This is a genomic window from Agarivorans sp. Toyoura001 (genome assembly GCF_005405585.1).
In the GTDB taxonomy this organism is placed as follows: Bacteria; Pseudomonadota; Gammaproteobacteria; order Enterobacterales; family Celerinatantimonadaceae; genus Agarivorans.
Window position 1 is genome coordinate 496,569 of record NZ_BJEQ01000001.1, and the last position, 17,575, is coordinate 514,143.

General features: G+C 43.7%; 17 protein-coding genes. 10 read left to right on the forward strand and 7 right to left on the reverse strand.

What is annotated here, in order from left to right:
• Positions 1-9 precede the first annotated feature (9 nt).
• Positions 10-768 (reverse strand): sulfite exporter TauE/SafE family protein, encoded by a 759-nt coding sequence (locus FFR00_RS02315; protein WP_137671739.1) that lies wholly within the window; start codon positions 766-768, stop codon positions 10-12.
• A gap of 153 nt (positions 769-921) precedes the next feature.
• Between FFR00_RS02315 and lhgO the strand changes: the two genes are divergently transcribed.
• The 6 genes from lhgO (at position 922) to FFR00_RS02345 (ending at position 7,265) form a co-directional block, all read left to right on the forward strand.
• Positions 922-2,139 carry an L-2-hydroxyglutarate oxidase gene (gene lhgO / locus FFR00_RS02320; RefSeq protein WP_137671740.1) on the forward strand — a complete coding sequence of 406 codons (1,218 nt, stop codon included), beginning with the start codon at positions 922-924 and terminating at the stop codon, positions 2,137-2,139.
• Between the two features lie 510 nt (positions 2,140-2,649).
• Complete coding sequence (locus tag FFR00_RS02325) at positions 2,650-3,663, forward strand: GTP-binding protein (RefSeq protein ID WP_137671741.1); 1,014 nt, start codon at positions 2,650-2,652, stop codon at positions 3,661-3,663.
• A gap of 102 nt (positions 3,664-3,765) precedes the next feature.
• Positions 3,766-4,239, forward strand: coding sequence for a peroxiredoxin (locus FFR00_RS02330; protein ID WP_137671742.1), 474 nt, complete (start codon positions 3,766-3,768; stop codon positions 4,237-4,239).
• Between the two features lie 48 nt (positions 4,240-4,287).
• Positions 4,288-5,049, forward strand: a complete 762-nt coding sequence (locus FFR00_RS02335) for a S1/P1 nuclease (RefSeq protein WP_137671743.1) — start codon at positions 4,288-4,290, stop codon at positions 5,047-5,049.
• Between the two features lie 75 nt (positions 5,050-5,124).
• Positions 5,125-6,081 (forward strand): DUF523 and DUF1722 domain-containing protein, encoded by a 957-nt coding sequence (locus FFR00_RS02340; RefSeq protein WP_137671744.1) that lies wholly within the window; start codon positions 5,125-5,127, stop codon positions 6,079-6,081.
• Between the two features lie 203 nt (positions 6,082-6,284).
• The gene (locus FFR00_RS02345) at positions 6,285-7,265 is read left to right on the forward strand and encodes a DUF4382 domain-containing protein (RefSeq protein WP_137671745.1); all 981 of its coding nucleotides are present in this window, start codon (positions 6,285-6,287) and stop codon (positions 7,263-7,265) included.
• A gap of 59 nt (positions 7,266-7,324) precedes the next feature.
• Here FFR00_RS02345 and FFR00_RS02350 read toward each other — a convergent pair whose 3' ends face one another.
• From FFR00_RS02350 to FFR00_RS02365, 4 genes are all read right to left on the reverse strand, one after another.
• Complete coding sequence (locus FFR00_RS02350) at positions 7,325-8,161, reverse strand: S1 RNA-binding domain-containing protein (RefSeq protein ID WP_137671746.1); 837 nt, start codon at positions 8,159-8,161, stop codon at positions 7,325-7,327.
• A gap of 89 nt (positions 8,162-8,250) precedes the next feature.
• On the reverse strand, positions 8,251-10,167 hold the full coding sequence (locus FFR00_RS02355; protein WP_137671747.1) for a methyl-accepting chemotaxis protein: 1,917 nt from the start codon (positions 10,165-10,167) through the stop codon (positions 8,251-8,253).
• A 182-nt stretch (positions 10,168-10,349) separates the two neighbouring features.
• The gene (locus FFR00_RS02360) at positions 10,350-10,742 is read right to left on the reverse strand and encodes a GyrI-like domain-containing protein (protein WP_255437670.1); all 393 of its coding nucleotides are present in this window, start codon (positions 10,740-10,742) and stop codon (positions 10,350-10,352) included.
• Positions 10,743-10,751: 9 nt separating this feature from the next.
• Complete coding sequence (locus FFR00_RS02365; RefSeq protein ID WP_137671749.1) at positions 10,752-11,243, reverse strand: helix-turn-helix domain-containing protein; 492 nt, start codon at positions 11,241-11,243, stop codon at positions 10,752-10,754.
• A 149-nt stretch (positions 11,244-11,392) separates the two neighbouring features.
• On the opposite strand from FFR00_RS02365, the gene FFR00_RS02370 reads away from it, so the two are divergent.
• Both FFR00_RS02370 and FFR00_RS02375 read left to right on the forward strand, forming a co-directional pair.
• Positions 11,393-12,553, forward strand: a complete 1,161-nt coding sequence (locus FFR00_RS02370; protein WP_137671750.1) for a PLP-dependent aminotransferase family protein — start codon at positions 11,393-11,395, stop codon at positions 12,551-12,553.
• A gap of 117 nt (positions 12,554-12,670) precedes the next feature.
• A complete protein-coding gene (locus tag FFR00_RS02375) occupies positions 12,671-13,978 on the forward strand; it encodes a Na+/H+ antiporter NhaC family protein (protein WP_137671751.1) in 1,308 nt (435 codons plus the stop codon).
• A 47-nt stretch (positions 13,979-14,025) separates the two neighbouring features.
• On the opposite strand, the gene FFR00_RS02380 is transcribed toward FFR00_RS02375, so the two are convergent.
• Positions 14,026-15,750, reverse strand: coding sequence for a lysophospholipid acyltransferase family protein (locus FFR00_RS02380; protein ID WP_137671752.1), 1,725 nt, complete (start codon positions 15,748-15,750; stop codon positions 14,026-14,028).
• Between the two features lie 143 nt (positions 15,751-15,893).
• Here FFR00_RS02380 and FFR00_RS02385 point away from each other — a divergent pair, with 143 nt between their 5' ends.
• The gene (locus tag FFR00_RS02385; RefSeq protein ID WP_373681404.1) at positions 15,894-16,352 is read left to right on the forward strand and encodes a hypothetical protein; all 459 of its coding nucleotides are present in this window, start codon (positions 15,894-15,896) and stop codon (positions 16,350-16,352) included.
• Positions 16,353-16,543: 191 nt separating this feature from the next.
• A complete protein-coding gene (locus FFR00_RS02390) occupies positions 16,544-17,095 on the forward strand; it encodes an acyl-homoserine-lactone synthase (protein WP_137671754.1) in 552 nt (183 codons plus the stop codon).
• Here FFR00_RS02390 and FFR00_RS02395 read toward each other — a convergent pair.
• Complete coding sequence (locus tag FFR00_RS02395) at positions 17,092-17,538, reverse strand: DUF4902 domain-containing protein (protein WP_137671755.1); 447 nt, start codon at positions 17,536-17,538, stop codon at positions 17,092-17,094. The two genes, FFR00_RS02390 and FFR00_RS02395, sit on opposite strands and share 4 nt — an antisense overlap.
• Between the last annotated feature and the right edge of the window lie 37 nt (positions 17,539-17,575).

Below are 17,575 nucleotides of genomic sequence, written 5' to 3' on the forward strand. Positions count from 1 at the left end.
TCCTTTCAACTAAAACCATAAGGCGGCAACACAGCCAATCAAAGTCATAACAAACAGAAACCATTTAAGCGTATTAGTCGCCGCTTTTATAGCAAACTTCACAGCATAATGGGCACCAATAATGTAACCCACCGCTAACACTAAACCCGGCAACCACAACACTTGCCCTCTGGCAATAAACACCAGCAGAGCAATACTGGTAAAAGATAAGGTACACACTAATTTAAGCGCATTCGCTCTTACTAAATCGTAGCGCAAACTGCCGGCCAATGCTGCGATCAAAATAAACCCTACGCCGGCCTGAACAAAGCCGCCATAAAACCCTGCTAAACCTAAGCTCCACTTGGCTGAAGGCGTATCATCCATTTTGCGAGCAAGGGTGCCCGGTTCTGGCGCAACGGCACTAGGTTTAAACAGCATTAATGCCGCCATTGCCAACATTGCCCCCAGTAACAGGTATTTGATAATCCAAGCTGGTGAATAAGAAGCAGCAACCGCTCCCATTAGTCCTCCCACCAAAGTGGGCCACAAAATAGGTACGACATCTTCAGTATCAAGTTTGTCATGCTTCTTGAAACCCAGAACACCGGTTAAACATTGTAAAAAAATGCCCACTCGATTAGTGGCATTAGCCACTTCTGCTGGCATCCCCATAACCATTAGCGCTGGCAAGGTTAAATTGGAGCCGCCGCCTGCTAGGGTGTTAATCACACCAGCGATTAGCCCTACCACCAGCAGTAATAAACCATGATAAATAGTAAAGTCCATTTACAGTTCTCTATAGGGCATTGATAAGTTTGACCTTATCATTGCATTAGCTGGAATTCAGCAGCAGATCGATATCTTTAGTCTAAGCTTCGAATTTTTGTGCCAAAATAACTAGGCCTAACATCTTGAGTAATGAGTCAAAAGGATTATCCATTGAGTTACGACTACATCGTAATTGGCGGCGGAATTGTGGGTTTAGCCACAGCTTGGCAGCTAAAGCAAAATCACCCCAAAGCCAAAATAGTGGTTCTAGAAAAAGAGCCTTCGTTGGCTTTTCATCAAACCGGGCATAATAGCGGAGTCATTCACGCCGGGGTTTACTACCCACCGGGCAGTTTAAAAGCGCAATTTTGTAAACAAGGTTTGAAGCAAACCATCGCGTTTTGCCAACAACACGATATTCCTTACCTTCAGTGCGGGAAACTGCTGGTTGCGACTACCCCTCTCGAATTAAGCCGTATGCACGATTTAGCCGCTCGTTGCTTAGAAAACGAAATAGCAATAAGCCAGTTATCAGCCCAGCAACTAACTGAGCTGGAACCAAATATTGCAGGCTTAGGCGCGCTTAAGGTTAACGATACTGGTATTGTGAGTTACCCGCAAATTTGCCAAAAAATAGCTGAATTTTTTACCCAGCAAGGTGGTGAAATTAAACTTTCACATCAGGTGAGCGGGCTAACAGAGAGTGACTCTCAAATAACTGTGAATACACAACATGGCCAGTTTAGCGGCAAGTATCTCGTTAGCTGCGGTGGCCTTATGGCAGACCGTTTATGTAAGATGCTAAACATTGATATCAACTTCCAAATCATTCCCTACCGAGGCGAGTACTATCAACTGCAGCCCCGCCATAATCAGTTAATTAAACACCTCATTTACCCCATTCCTGATCCCGAATTGCCATTTTTGGGGGTGCACCTGACTAAAATGATTGATGGAACGGTAACGGTTGGACCCAACGCTGTGCAAGGCTGGTCACGAGAGGGTTATAACAAAGCCTCTTTTAACTTAGCAGATACTAAACAAATGCTGAGCTTCCTCGGTTTTTGGAAAGTGGCTAAACAGCATTTAGGCAGTGGCTTTAAGGAAACAAAGGACTCTTTGTTTAAATCAGGCTATTTACAACGAGTAAGGAAGTACTGTCCTAGTTTAAACATTCATGATTTACGCCCCTACCCAGCAGGCATTAGGGCACAAGCGGTGCTAAAAGATGGCAGTTTAGTGCATGACTTTTTATTTGCTAATAGCCCACGCAGCCTTCATGTTTGCAACGCGCCTTCACCAGCGGCTACTTCAGCATTTCCAATTGCTCAGTATATATGTGAAAAAGTACAACAAGCTGAAGAGGCTAGCAGGTGGCGCAGAAGGTGAAGTATTTTATGAATAGTAGCGAAGCTTGATACAGTTTTGGCAATATGACCTACTGGCGAAAACTGACAAGTAGGTCACGTAATTATTGTCAGTTCCGAACTAATAAAGATGAACTTATTCGTTTTTATTACCGCATCATGAAATGGACTCAATTTACTTTGCCCACGCTCACTTAAAGGCAACAGCCATGAGCTACCGCATCCAAGTGTAAAATACCAAGCTAATCGTCACCATTACCCTCCCAGGTAAAGCTGATTTATACCAAGAAGTCGACATGTTAGGCAGTGACCACGACGAAGGTGGCCAGTACATGTATTTCAAATCGGGTGTGTATGCTTAGAAAAAATCCGACCAGGCAGAAGATTTTGTTCAATCTACATTTTACCGATTAAACGTGACCCACTAAGCTCAAGTAAACCATTCCCCTTACTCCAGCCAAGGCTAATCTTCGCATTAACTGTGTTACTGTAAATTAACGAATATTTAGATACTTAATGTAGGTAAACTGGCGTGAAAATTATTGCTGATGCCGTTCCTTGCCATTTAGTCAGTGGCTTCTTGGGCTCAGGAAAAACCACCTTAATTCAGCACTTATTGGCGAACAAACCCAAGCATGAGCGCTGGGCTGTGCTGAGCAATGAGTTTGGCGAAATAGGTTTAGATGCAGCCTTACTAGAAGCCCAACAACCGCAACAAGATGTGTTTATAAAAGAAGTTCCCGGAGGGTGTTTATGCTGCGCTGCCGGTGTACCTTTTCTAGTCGCCTTAAACCAACTAATCAAACTGGCTAAGCCGCAACGCTTAATCATAGAGCCCACAGGTTTAGGGCACCCGGTCAATATTAAGCAACGTTTAGAACAGCTGGCTAAGCAAGGTACCATTCAATTAGGGACAAGCTTAGCCTTAGTTGACGCGCGCGTATTAACCGATAAACGTTACACTGAACACGAGAACTTTCCGGCGCAGTTAAGCATTGCCGACGCTATTGTGGCAAGTAAAAATGACTTGTATCAAGCGCAAGACAAGCTTGCCTTAACCAATTACCTACATCACCAAGGCCTGCAAGATAAACCCCTTGTATATAGCCAACATGGTCAATTAGATATGAGTGTGTTATTGAGCCCAGTAGCTAAGCTATCCCCTCAATTAAAGTCCTGGTCGCTCACTGCAAATTCAATCGCCACACCAAGGGTTGAAGATAACCCAGAAATTGCTGGGGAACCGCAGCCCTTTGCCGTTAAGCAGCATCATCAAGATGGTGTTTATTCGCTGGGTTGGCAGCTTCCTGCTAACACTCGTTTTAAGCAAACTGCACTGCTCACTTGGCTCGAATCTTTAGATTTATTACGCTGTAAAGCGGTGTTACAAACGCCACAAGCCACATTACTAATTAATCAAGTTAACGGCCAAGGTAAGTTACAAACCTTAGCGCCTAGTGAAGAAAATCGCATCGAGCTGATTGCCTCGCAAGCCCTTGATCAAACGCACCTTAGCGAGCAGTTGTTAGCCTGCTGCGAACCATAATATGCAGTAACTTGCGAGCAGCGCTTATTCGCTCTAGGCTAAAGCCGCGCTTAAAAGTTATTACGAATAATACGATGTATCCAACAACACATGGAGAGCAACATGATTGAAGTAGGTCAAACCATTCCAGAAGCTAATCTTGCCGAGCTAAACCAAGAAGGTATGCAAAACCATTCAACTCACCAGCTATTCTCAGGAAAAAAAGTAGTGTTATTTGCGGTGCCCGGTGCCTTCACGCCCACCTGCTCCGAGGCCCACCTACCTGGCTTTGTAGTGTTAGCCGACAACATTAAAGCTAAAGGCATTGATATTATCGCCTGTGTATCGGTAAACGACGCCTTTGTAATGAATGCTTGGGGCGAAGCTCAAAACGCAGAGCAAATAATGATGTTGGGCGATGGCGATGCCAGCTTCACTAAAGCCCTCGGCTTGGAAATGGATACAGCGGGTTTTGGTGGCGTTCGTTCACAGCGTTACGCCATCATCATCGATGATTTAACCGTTAGCACTGTTAATGTTGAGCAGGCTAAGAGCTTTGAAGTAAGCAGTGCTGAGACTATTCTAAGCTTATTATAAACTTGTTGAGAAGGCGCCCTAGCGCCTTCTTATTTTCAAGGATGTTATGTGAACCGCTTAACCTTACTCTTCATTGTTACCCTCATTAGCTTACCTAGCCATGCCTTTGGAGTGCTTGGGCATCAGCTCATTGCCTATATCGCTCAGCAACAACTAACCCCACAAGCAAACCATCAGATTGAACTGCTACTTAATGGGCAGTCATTGGTTAACGCTTCAACCTGGGCTGACCAAGCACGCAGAACCGCTTTATGGAAGCATACTGGACCTTGGCATTACATAAACATTCCAGAAGGACAAAGCCTTCAGCAAGCTAAACGCAGCAGTAAGGGTGATGTATTAAGTCAACTTAAGTATTTTGAAAGCACTTTGCTAGATCAAACTTTAAACAATGAAGAGCGCCAACAAGCCTTAAAGTTTTACATTCATTTTGTTGGCGATTTACACCAGCCCTTGCATGTGGCCTACGCCAAAGATCGTGGTGGGAACAGTACAAGAGTAAAATGGTACGGGAAAACCTCTAATTTGCACCGAGTATGGGATACCCAACTGCTTGATACCAAACACGGTTCAGTAGAGCAATATGCGCAATATTTGACGCAAAGTTATCCGCTAACAAACACTCAAGGTAGTTATGAAGACTGGCTAAAAGAAACTCGTGCCTTAGTGCCCGCAGCTTACCAGTTCTCCAGCATCAAGCTGGCTGATGAATATGCCGAGCAACACCGCTCAAGCCTCGAGAGACAACTAATACGCGCCGGAACTAGACTCGCCAGCAAGCTTAACCAACTACTTGCTACAACAAACTAAAAAATAATTTCACTCATAGTGATCGCAAAACACTGAGCTACGTAATACTTAATATTACTCTCAGGGGATGCCATTATGAACCGATTCTCAAGCGACAAAATTTCAGTAGGAATTAGCAGCTGCTTACTTGGCCAAGAAGTACGTTACGACGGCGGCCACAAACAATCTCGCTTTTGCAGAACCGAGTTAGCCAACTACTTTGATTTTGAACCTACCTGTCCAGAAATGGCCATTGGTATGGGCACTCCTCGTAAAACCATTCGCTTAGTTCAACATGAAGACGTGATTAGCCTTCAAGCTAGCGATGGCAGCTTTGATGTTAGCGAAAAGATGAACAACTACGCCGACCGCCGCCTACCTCAGCTTGGTCATTTAAGTGGTTATGTGGTGGCAGCTAAGTCACCTAGCTGCGGCATGGAGCGGGTAAGTGTATATTCTCCTGCAAAAAACAACGCCAGCAAAGAGGGCGTAGGTTTGTTCACTGCCAAATTAATGGAGGCTTATCCACTGCTTCCAATAGAAGAAGATGGCCGCTTAAACGACCCAGTGCTACGCGAAAACTTCGTAAACCGAGTATTTGCTTTCCATGAGTGGAAAACCATGGAGCATGAGGGTTTAACGGTCGCTAAAGTACAAGCCTTTCACGCTAAGTTTAAGTACCTCTTAATGGCGCATCACCCTGCCAAATACCGTGAACTAGGCCCCTTGGTAGCCAGTTTAAGCAATAAAAACCAGCATGGTTTTGCTGCTTACATTGAAGGCTTTATGGGCATACTCAAACATAACTGCAGCCGCAAAAATCACTGTAATGTATTGCAACATTTGCAAGGTTACTTCAAGCGCGACCTAAGTTCACAACAGCGTGAAGAACTGTCTGAGCGGATCCATCAATATCGTGAAGGTTTAATGCCACTGCTGGTGCCAATCAGCCTTATTCAACACTATTTGCGTGAGCACCCAAAACACTATGTGGCAAAACAAGCCTATTTAGCCCCTCACCCTAGCGAGTTAAAGCTTCGTTATAGTCTGTAATTCTTAACTGCAATTGTTCGCCCAAACTACATGGTTTGGGCTTTTTTTTATCTGCTATAGCTGCTCCTCCCTACACAAGATTATTTAGTTATTACTGTGTTAAAATGGCGAGAGTCGCCAACAAAACTATACTTAAAGGCGAGATAACAAAAATTAACTAGACCACGCATATTCAGATATAAACGCTAAATAGAGAATATCCAATGAAAAATACTTTCAACGTATCGCTTATTGCGTCGTTAACGCTTAGTTTAATTGCCTGTGGAGGCGATGGTGGTTCAGATATTACTCCACCAAGCACTGCAATGGTGTCGTTTTCAATAGCAGATGCACCTGTGGATAGCGCTGCAGAAGTAAATGTGAGCTATACATCAATCACCTTAGAGCGCACAGGGGAAGATGATATAGAACTGCCAATCGTTGATGACAATGGCGACCCTATCACTATTAATTTGCTGGACTACCAAAACGGGGAAAGCCTGCTTGTACTTAGTGATACAGAACTGCCAGTGGGTGATTATAGAGAATTAATCATCAATACTTTTGAATGTCCTCAAAATCAAAATGGGAGCACTGAGTTTTGTAATGTAGTGGAAGACTCCAATGCTACTTTGCCACTTAAGACACCTAGCAACAAACTGCGTCTTGGCGGTTTTACAGTGACCACCGAAGGCACTCAAGCCTATACCATTGACTTCAACTTAAGAAAATCTTTAGTCAGCACCGCCAATGGACAAAGCTATAACCTCAAACCACATGGTGTCACTATTGTTGACAATACCACTGTCGGCGAGATTTCTGGCAGCATTGACCCAAACCTGCTTTCAGCGGGAGATTGCCAAGCCGATACCGGCAACGTTGTTTACTTATATAATCAACCGATTGATGGGTTTTCTGTGCTGGGTGATGAGTTTGACCCTGAAATTGATACCGAAGTACCCACTGACATTGTTGCGCCATATTCATCAAAAATGGTGCAACAAGACAGTGAAACCAACTTATATAGCTATAGTTTTGCTCACCTTCCCGCTGGGGACTATACGCTGGCCTTTAGTTGTAGCGCAGTAGATGATGACCCAGAACTTTATGATGCTATTGTTATTGCAGACCCACAAGACCAAGACGTTGAACTAACGGTGATTGCTGGTGAAGTGACTGAACATAACTTTGAAGAAGCTATTTAGGGTTTAGCCTTACAAAAAAGCCCGCATAAGCGGGCTATTAAACTCAATTTCTGCCGAAATTAGTCTTTCTCGTTAAGCACAATACCGGTTTTACTAATGGTAATTAAGCCGTCTTTATATAACTTGCCAATAGCCTTTTTAAAGGTGCCTTTACTCACGCCAAAAATCGCAGAGATTGCTTGAGGCGAGCTTTTATCGCTAAGCGCTAAATAGCCCTGCTCTTCATGTAATTTGGCAATAATGCTATCGCCAATATCAATCGCCTTTTGAATACCAATTGGCTCTAAACTGAGATCAAGCTTTTGGTCTTCACGTACTTTTTGAATATAACCAGCACACGCGTAACCAGCTCGAATACGTTTAAAGACTTGGTCGTAATACAACACGCCCCAATGCAGGTTGTTCACCACCACTTTGTAACCAAGCTCGGTACGCCCAGCGACTAATAAGTTAACTTTTTCGCCGCGCGTATATTTGTGGTCAGATTTATCAATGAAGCGATCCAACTTATTACTGGCAGCGATGCGTTGTTCATTGTCTAAATAAACGTATACAACATAATGGCGATCCACCTCCATTGGCTGCTGTTGTTCGCTAAATGGCAGGAACAAATCTTTATCTAAGCCCCAATCAAGGAAAATGCCTACATCGTTAATTTCTTTAACTTGTAGGTTGGCGCACTCACCCACCTGAACCAGTGGCTTTTTCAAGGTGGCTAATAAATTTCGTTCACCATCTCGATAAACAAAGACTTCTAGCTCATCACCTATACCCAGCTCAGAACTAAGCTCTCTAGTGGGCAACAGTATGTCACCAAATTCGCCACCGTCTAGGTAGGCACCTAAGTCAGCCATTTCAATCACGGCTAATTGATTAAGGCGTCCAATTTCTAGCATTTTCACTCTCTTTTCGCATGCAATAGGCCCCAACTGAGCCAATGTTGCAGTATAACATGCCAAGGGCAATAAGCCCTTAGCTTTATTGTTTACGCGGGTTTAAGGGTGTTCACAATGGTGGTGACTTGCAGGCTTACATCTGACTCAATTTTGGTGGCTAGCTTATAGGCCGATTCTACCTGCGTTTTTACGGTATTCATCTTCGAGGTAAAACTGTCGACATGCTCACTTTGCTCTCGAATATATTCGCTGGCTTGGTGAGCAACATTGGCTGAAGTTTGGGCCTGTTCACGTACTTGATGCGTGGTTTCCATCAGCTTGGATGAAATCAACTGCTGATGCTCGCTGGCTTCCTCTATGCCACCAATATTGTTTTCTAAGCTATTAGATGACTGTTTAAGTTGATTTAAGATACCGGTAATTTCTTCTAAAGAGCTTTGAGTACGCATCGATAAGGTACGTACTTCATCGGCGACTACCGCAAAGCCGCGGCCATGCTCGCCCGCTCGCGCCGATTCAATGGCAGCATTCAGTGCCAACAAATTGGTTTGCTCGGCAATGCCGCGAATCACATCTAAAATGGCACTTACGTCGGTAACGGCGGTAACCAAAGTAGCCAGTGATTCACGCCCTTCTACCACCGAGGCCGTTGTACGTTTACTGGCGCTAATAACTTGTTCAACGTCTTGCTGCGATTCGTTCATGGCATTTTTGGTAGCGTTGGCGTTGTCTTCAACATCACTTGATACTTGATTTAACTGCTCTGTTAGCGCGCGTAACTGTTCCATCAATTGTTGTGATTCAGCCACCTGCAGATCCGTTTGCTCTGAGGTTAAATAAACTTGGCGAACTTGTTCTGAAACTGAATCTAAGGAGCTAGAAACAACCGACAATTGTTGATTTTTAAGCTCTTCAAGATCGCCTTGTTTAGCTAAAAGTTGATTGAAAAAAGTGGCAATTTCGCCGATTTCGGTATTCTTTCGGCGTACTTGTAAGCGTTGAATACTACCGTTTTCAACCAACAAGGCAAAACCATTGCGCAGCTCGCGAAGTGGTTTAAGCACCGCTGTTTGCATGACTAGCTGCATAACAAAGGCCAGTAATACAATGAGTCCAGCCACGCTATACAGGGTTATCTCTACGCTTGCCATCACCATGTTTCTTTGTTCAATAACGCCTTGTTCGGCCTGAGAAATTTGCTGCGTTAATTGTTCTATGTCGGCACTTAAGGCGCTGCGTAAAACCAGCCGTTGCTCAATCAGCGCGTTGGTTGATTGCAACTCTCTTGGATAACGCTGGCTCAAACTCAGTAGTTCGCCTCTTAACTCCTCAGCTAAATCACTGGCCTCTTCAGGGTCACCTAAAGCAAATTCATCCACTTCAACTTCGCTCATCACACCCAGCAAAGGTAGGCGGTTAATAGACCTTGCATACTCACTCACTTGAATAAACGCATCATCGTAAGCCAATTTGCTCACATCGCTAGGATGAGAGAAATAGCGATTGCGCTGCATGGCTAGGCTCACTAAGGCATTCATTAATTCACTGCCATTCTGAATATAAGCAGTAGCGTCGCTTCCTGTCGCTTTTAGGCCGTAATCCACAGTGCTATCGGCCCAGCCCAACATTTCTCGCTCGGCATTAATCAATAGACCCTGTTCGTTTCCGCTCAATTTACCTAAGGCAAGATAACGCTCTTGAAGAGCGGTGAGTAACTCTTTAAGCATTACCGATAAACCACTAAGTTGCTGCTGTTTTGACTGCTCAACTAGATCCTCGAGTAAGCTTTCTGCTTCGCTTAGTTGCAAGGCATTCCCGGTGTTAAGGTAGTTATTTACCTTAGCCACTAGTTGGCTGTTAAATTGAGACTTAAGAGATTGATAGTTTTGTAATTGCTGATTTGAGACAGACAATTCAACTAATGAAAAGTACAACGCAACAATGAGCACTGCACTAACAGCCAATAACGCAAAGGCCGACAACCGAGAGAATCGAGATACGCGCATAAAAACTCCAATAGCAGTTCAGTAAATGAAATCTGCATTCTTCCCTGAGAGGAGCCTTATTAGGCTCCAAATTGGGCGAAGATTTTATGACCGTGATGTGACATAAATATGACAATAACAATTATATTAAAAAAGAATAGTAAACAACAAAAACGATAACAACAAAAAGTAAAATCTTTTAACTACAAAGAGATAGGAACACAAAGTTGTAAATCAAATAATTCATCCTTATCAATAAATTGACAACGTTGGTAACGCACAAACGCCGGTATATCACCTAGCCGATAACCACTATCTGGCAGCCACTCAACATAAAACTTATGCAACATCGGTAGCAGTTCACCGTATTGTCCAGACAGATTTAAAGTGGCATGCATTCCACCTGGTATGGTTAAACAACTCACAGGCCCTCTTCGCAAAACAGGCACGTCTACCGCTAAACACGCAACATAATGACACAATGGGGCAGGTACAATATCGGGATTAGAATGGTACAAACCTAAGAGTCTATTCTGGTGCCATTCAAGGCCTTGGTTATCAGCCCACATTTGCAGCTTTTCATAAGCTTGACGAATACTGCGGCCCTAACCTTGATGCCTAACATAAGCCACAGTTTGTGGTGCTAAGCGCTGAATAGTGACCATAGGCAATGATAGGTGCTTGGCATGTTGCATTCGCTGTTGCAACTCTTCGCTCCAGCTTTGCTGGTAATTTTTACGACTGTAATCGTCATAACCACCATCTCGCCATTGCTTAGGCGAACGGCCAAAGTGCTTTTTAAATGCTTGAGAAAAAGAGGCCGGAGATTGGAAGCCACATTGAAGTGCCGCATCCTGCACAGTAAGCCCAGGAGAAAAGATCAATAGATTAGCGCAACGCTCTAAGCGAGTACGGCGAATATAGTCGTTAACATTTTCGCCAGTGAGTTGCTTAAAACAACGGTGAAAATGGAACCTTGAATAAGCAGCAATTTGCGCCAGTTCAGTCGCATTTTGCGGCTCAGAAATAGTTTGATGGATATGATACAACACATCATTTATTCGACTTTGTCTATTTAGCTCTGTATTCAGCGACATCGTTCTTCCTGGCACTTGTGTATCTTGGCAAGTCTCAAAAATTAGCACAAATGGACAAGTATTTGCACATAAATACTAAGACCTACATTTTACAAACTCGCTATTGTGTCAACTCAAATACACAGCATGCCTAACGCAACTGAGCACACATGATAGAGCCAAGTAATCGAGTAAAACACACTAAAGAGTCTTACATTCGCAATATATTAAAAGTCATTCAACAACCCGGTATGTTGTCGTTGGCAGGTGGCCTACCCGATGCTCATCGATTTCCACAATCTATACTGGCTCAAGCTGCGGCGGAATTAGCCAACCAGCCAACCATCTACCAATATGGCGCTAGCGAAGGATTAACAGAATTGCGTGAGTTTATTCTCGCCAGTAAACCCTTCGCCGAAGAGGTCATTATTACCAGCGGTTCTCAACAAGCCTTAGATTTAATTGCTCGCTGTTATCTAAACCCCGGCGACCAAGTATTGTGTGAAACGCCAAGCTATTTGGGAGCGCTACAGATTTTTGACTTAGCGGAAGCAGAAACATTAACTGTTGATAGCGAAAAAGATGGGCCGAATTTAGCCCACCTCGAACAAGTACTTGCAGCCAACAACGTTAAATTCTTTTACGCAGTGCCTGATTTTCAAAATCCCAGCGGCCGTTGTTGGAGCCTAGGTAAACGACAAGCTGTGGCGGATTTACTGGCAAAATACAAGGTCGCATTTGTGGAAGACGCGCCCTATCGTGAACTGCGTTACGAAGGAGAACCCTTAACTACGGTGACCGAATTGTGTAAAGGCGATGCTTTTTACTTAGGCTCATTTTCAAAAATAGCGACCCCGGGTATGCGTGTTGGTTACGCTATGGCATCTAAACCTCTGCTGGCTCCACTCATAAAAGTAAAACAGGCCAGTGACCTTCACTCGGCACTGCCCATGCAAAAAATGTTGCTATCAACCATTAGTCACCCAGACTTTGGCCTGCACCTTGAACAACTTAAATCCCATTACTGCAGCCGCCGCGATGCGCTAGTAAGCGCCTTACAAAAACACTTAAGCGACTATGTAGATTTTGCAGTACCGCAAGGAGGCATGTTTGTTTGGTGTCGTTTAAAGCAACACCAAGCCCAACACATTGCAACGGCGGCTCTAAAAGCTAAGGTAGCTATAGTCCCTGGTGATGAGTTTTGGCCTGCTCGTTCAACAGTAAACGACCAAGCTATTCGCTTGAACTTTACTGCTTTAGACAGTAAGGACTTAGAACAAGCGGTCATTCGTTTAGCCACGGTAATGCAACAAAGCCAAGCTAGCGGCTAAACAAACTAAACGTCTTTAGTTCTTTCAAAAAGAGGTAAAGACGTTTAGCCATCTAGATTGACAGAGCTCTGTAATTCATTACACTAAACGCTCTTACTATTTCAGAGTGTTGTTCTAATGTTACCTTCAAATTCCCAAGAAGCCCCTGCTTCAGCGCGCGCCTTACTGCCAATTATGTTGTTCTTATGCCTATTTATTGGTGTAGGTAGCTATTTGCATTGGCAAGGGGTTGAGTTTGCTTTTTATCAACTGCCCGCGCCTATTGCGATTATTCCAGCCATTGTATTGGCGATAATACTTAGCAAGCACAATATCAACCAAGCCATAGAACAGTTTGTGGGGGGCATGTCTAACCACAATATTATCACCATGTGTTTGATTTACTTATTAGCGGGCGCATTCAGTGCGGTAGCAAAAGCCAGTGGTGGCGCAGAAGCAGTGGTAAACCTTGCTTTAAATGGCGTACCTAGTTGGTTTTTACTACCAGGTATATTCGTTGTAGCTGGGCTTATTGCCACCGCCATGGGCACCTCTATGGGCACCATAGCGGCTGTTGCACCAATAGCCTTGGGAATTGCCCAAACCGCTGGAATAGATCCTGTGTACATGGCCGGTGCTGTATTAGGCGGCGCTATGTTTGGTGACAATTTATCGATTATCTCTGACACCACTATTGCCGCCACTCGCACCCAAGGCTGTGCGATGAAGGATAAATTTAGGCAAAACCTAGGGATAGCTTTACCTGCTGCCTTACTAACCATCGTTCTATTGTTTGTGTTAAATGACAGTGCACAATTAGAAAACCTAGCAATAAACAACCCTTTAAGTGCTTTGCCTTATCTCGTGATCTTGCTAATGGCAGTTTTTGGGGTGAACGTATTTGTGGTCTTGTTCAGTGGTATTGTGCTGGCTGGCGGTACTGCCACTCTGTCGGGTGATTACCCACTATTAACCTTTGGTAAAGACATTTATGCGGGCTTTAGTGGCATGCAGGAAATCTTTTTACTGTCATTGTTCATTGGCGGTTTAAGTTCGCTAATGCGCGAACAGGGTGGCTTACGCTTCATTCAACAATGGGTTGGGAAACGAGTAAACAAAGCCAAGTCGCGTTCTTTTGCCGCACAAAACGCCATTGCTTTAATTACTGCGCTCACCAACTTAGCAGTAGCTAATAACACCGTAGCCATTTTAGTGGCCGGCGATCTGACTAAACAACTAGCCAAAGAAAACCAGATTGAAGCGGCTCGTAGCGCCAGCCTAATGGATATTTTTGCTTGTGTCATTCAAGGCTTAATTCCCTATGGCGCGCAAGCACTGTTAATAGGTTCATTATTCTCGTTAAGCCCAATAGTCGTGGTAAGTGCGGCTTGGTACCCAATGATCTTAGCCGCGGTAGCAATTGTGGTGATGCTTCGCCGTAAGTAAAGCTCACTATGGTAGATTCTAAAAGGCGGCTTAATGCCGCCTTTGTTCTACGCGTCTTCTAAGTGGGCATCAATGTAACGGGCTTTTTTCTTTTCTTTAAGTTGGTGTAAATCCACCAATACCAAACCATCAATACACTGATTGAAATCGGGATCTACGTTAAAATCAATAAACTGAACACCACCACGTTGGCATAGTTCAGTATATTGTTTATACAAGGTAGGCACGGCTGTGCCCATGCTAGCTAAGGCGCTTTTAAGCTGGGCAAAATCTGCTTTGTAGTCGTCACCACTAAACGACATATTGATGCTATTTTTGATTTGCTTAGCCAATTGGTAAGGCTGGCGAGACCGCGCGTAATTGTTAGTTGCGGGGAAGTAGGTCTGATAAAAATGAATCAGTAAATCTCGTCCTGCTTCTGGCATCGCCGCGCTAATACTCACCGGGCCAAATAGATAACGGTACTGCGGATTCCGTGCTAGAAATGCACCAATACCTAGCCACAAATAGTCTAAACTGCGCTTCCCCCAATACTTAGGTTGAACGAAGCTGCGGCCTAGTTCTATTCCTAATTCAAGAAAGTGACTAGTGTCTACATCATATTCAAACAAGGAATGGCTATACAGTGCATTAATGCCTTGTTCTTCAATTAAACGCTTGGTATCTGCAAAGCGATATGCACCAGCTATCTCGAGTTGTTCAGCATCCCACAATATGAGATGCAGATAATTAGCATCATATTTGTCGGTGTCGGTGCGTCGCCCAGTTCCTTCGCCAACCGCTCTAAAAGCTAATTCACGCAAGCGCCCTAGTTCTGACAAAATCAACGGCTGGGAATTGCCATAACAAATACAAATTTGTTTCCCGTCCGGCGTTTCGCCTATCTTCTCTAACTGCTTTATGGCTTTTTTTAGCGCTAAGCGTTGCTCAGGATGAGCAATAGCGGCTTCAGTGTGAAACAGGCCTTTTTTATTATTACCAATGCGATACAAGTGCTTTTTGATTAACTGCGCCTGAGTGGAACGATCGAGACCACTTAAGCCAAAGCTTTTAACCGGTATTTGCTCGCCAACCACCATTGAGAACACTTTGTTGCGGTGAAAAAATAGTTCTTTCACCAACAGTAGAGTCGATAAAGGACGATAGATAAAAGAACTCAAATAAAACAGGTGACTATTTTTAGCCTTTACACAAATGGGCAGTAAAGGCGTATTGGTTTTTTTAGCGATGCTGACAAAACCTTTGGTCCATTTGCCGTCTTGAACCTTAACCCCCTTTAAACGAGAGACTTCACCAGCCGGGAAAATAATTACCGCGCCTTCTTCATCTAATAAGTCTTTAATCGCATTAAGCTGCTTACGTTGGCTATTGCGACGCATATTATCTACTGGCAGTAATAAGTCATCTAAGGGTTTAATTGCAGAGAGAATTTCATTAGCAACAATTTTTACGTCTTTACGTACTTGGCTAACTAGGTGCAGCAAAGCGAGGCCATCAATGGAACCAATAGGGTGATTAGCCACTATCACTACCCGCCCTTCACTTGGGATCCGCTCACGCTCATTTTGGCTTACTCGATAGCTTATATTGAGCTCGGTAAACACCTGGTCGATAAAAGCAACCCCTTTGAGGTGTGGATGTTTTTCCCCAAATGATTGAAACTCATCTTCAAATAACACTTTTGAAAAAAACCACTTGGCAAGTGAATAACGTCGCGGATGCTGTGACAAACTGGGGTAATGTTGATTAAGTACCTGCTGCGCTGAAATCATTGCTCTCTCCCTCTATTCGCCGTTAGGCTAGAAGTAGAACGTGACAAAGAAGCAACAATTTTATGGCAGTTGTATGACAGGGAATCAGCGTAAAGCTAGAGACAAATATGCTAAAAGCTAAACACTAAAAAGGAATTTACGTGATGATAGGCAGTGAACGCCCCAAGGCCGTTTTATATTTGAATTGTCAGCCCCCTCAGCTGCCGCTTAACTATCAACAATTAGCGCCAGCTCAACTAAGCCAAGAGATTTTGCAAAACAATAATAATAATTGGCGAAAAATACTCACCATTTACGCAAAATTAACGGCACCAAATGAAGATTGGCGAAACCATTTACACACTAAGTTATTGAGCGAAAACCAGATTCACTTTGATGCTAATTTGGTTAAAGAAGCATCAACACACATCATTGCAGGCAAAAATAACTGGTGTAGGTTTGATCATTTGAACGCTAACAAAGGTGAATTAAGTCAAAAAACATGGCTTTTTTTACCGCCCAATATTTATCTCACTCCCTACCCTGATTACCGTCAATTCCCTAATATTTTAATCGAAGAATGTAGAACTGCACTTCACCAAAATGGTGAGGTGCTACGCTAGCTAATTGAATTCCAATAAGTTTAATTTTTTAACGGAATGAGAAATAAAACGAGATCGCTTCAATTGATAAATTCAACAAAAACAAAGCCATAGCTGAATTTAAAGCGCTTAGCTAGCTGTTAGGTTTGACAGTTTAAAATGTGAGCAAGCTGGATTGTACTCATAGCATCATCACCAAGGGAGAGATGCTAATGGACTTTGTTAACGGCGTTGCAGAACAACTTACACCCTCAACATTCCAACACCTAAATCACTACCGTCATCAAGTATTTGTAGAAATGCTCGGCTGGGAACTTGATACCCCAGAAGGCATAGAACAAGATCAATTTGACCGTGAAGACACGGTATATGTCATCGCTCAAAACGACCAACAGCATATTAGTGGCTGTGCAAGACTATTACCCACCACTCAACCTTACTTACTTGAAGAAGTGTTTCCTGAGCTGCTTAATGGCCTTGCATGTCCCAAAGACAATGACACTTGGGAGCTGTCTCGCTTTGCGGCTGTCGATTTTGACAATCACAGCCAAGCACCCACTCAACTTATGTCGAGCGAAGCTTTGGCGTTACTCACCGCATCGATTGAATGCGCTAAGAAACACGGAGCAAAACGCTTAATATCGGTTTCGCCTTTAGGTATTGAGCGAATGCTGCGCAATGCAGGATTTCGCTATCACCGAGCAGGACCACCAAAAATAATAAACGGTTATGCGCTATTTGCCTGCTACATCGATATCACTTAATAGTTGTTCATAGGTGACTCGCGGTAGCGATTTCTGATCGCTGCTGCAGTTGTTGCCTGCCAAGAGAACTGTTCAATCGCCTGCTTTAATAATTGATCATTACGCCTTGGGCTAACGTCAAAGCCGCTTTCTTGAAGCTGTAAATTACTGCGCGGAAGATCTTTTAAGCAGCATTTCATTGCGCCATTCTTCCACACCCAATGCCAGTCCCAACCGATGGTAATAGCGCTAACGCTTTCGAATAACCATTCGGTATAGCCGGTAAACTTTGCATGTTCACTATTAAAATCATCAGCGCTAATGTTATCTAAGCCAGAGATGATATGGCTAAAATTTAGTACGCTGAGTTGTTCAATCGTAATTCTGACTAATCCGTCGTCAGAAGGAACAACCTGATATCTTTCAGAATCGATTACATTCTGTACACTTGCCTGTGTTTTCATAATATTTTTTGTTTATTTGTTTGAACTCTCCCTCATC

Coding starts and splice junctions, on each gene's coding strand:
- FFR00_RS02315 (WP_137671739.1), bottom strand. CDS start 768: ATGGACTTTACTATTTATCATGGTTTATTACTGCTGGTGGTAGGGCTA.
- FFR00_RS02330 (WP_137671742.1), top strand. CDS start 3,766: ATGATTGAAGTAGGTCAAACCATTCCAGAAGCTAATCTTGCCGAGCTA.
- FFR00_RS02340 (WP_137671744.1), top strand. CDS start 5,125: ATGAACCGATTCTCAAGCGACAAAATTTCAGTAGGAATTAGCAGCTGC.
- FFR00_RS02345 (WP_137671745.1), top strand. CDS start 6,285: ATGAAAAATACTTTCAACGTATCGCTTATTGCGTCGTTAACGCTTAGT.
- FFR00_RS02350 (WP_137671746.1), bottom strand. CDS start 8,161: ATGCTAGAAATTGGACGCCTTAATCAATTAGCCGTGATTGAAATGGCT.
- FFR00_RS02355 (WP_137671747.1), bottom strand. CDS start 10,167: ATGCGCGTATCTCGATTCTCTCGGTTGTCGGCCTTTGCGTTATTGGCT.
- FFR00_RS02365 (WP_137671749.1), bottom strand. CDS start 11,243: ATGTCGCTGAATACAGAGCTAAATAGACAAAGTCGAATAAATGATGTG.
- FFR00_RS02370 (WP_137671750.1), top strand. CDS start 11,393: ATGATAGAGCCAAGTAATCGAGTAAAACACACTAAAGAGTCTTACATT.
- FFR00_RS02375 (WP_137671751.1), top strand. CDS start 12,671: ATGTTACCTTCAAATTCCCAAGAAGCCCCTGCTTCAGCGCGCGCCTTA.
- FFR00_RS02380 (WP_137671752.1), bottom strand. CDS start 15,750: ATGATTTCAGCGCAGCAGGTACTTAATCAACATTACCCCAGTTTGTCA.
- FFR00_RS02385 (WP_373681404.1), top strand. CDS start 15,894: ATGATAGGCAGTGAACGCCCCAAGGCCGTTTTATATTTGAATTGTCAG.
- FFR00_RS02390 (WP_137671754.1), top strand. CDS start 16,544: ATGGACTTTGTTAACGGCGTTGCAGAACAACTTACACCCTCAACATTC.
- FFR00_RS02395 (WP_137671755.1), bottom strand. CDS start 17,538: ATGAAAACACAGGCAAGTGTACAGAATGTAATCGATTCTGAAAGATAT.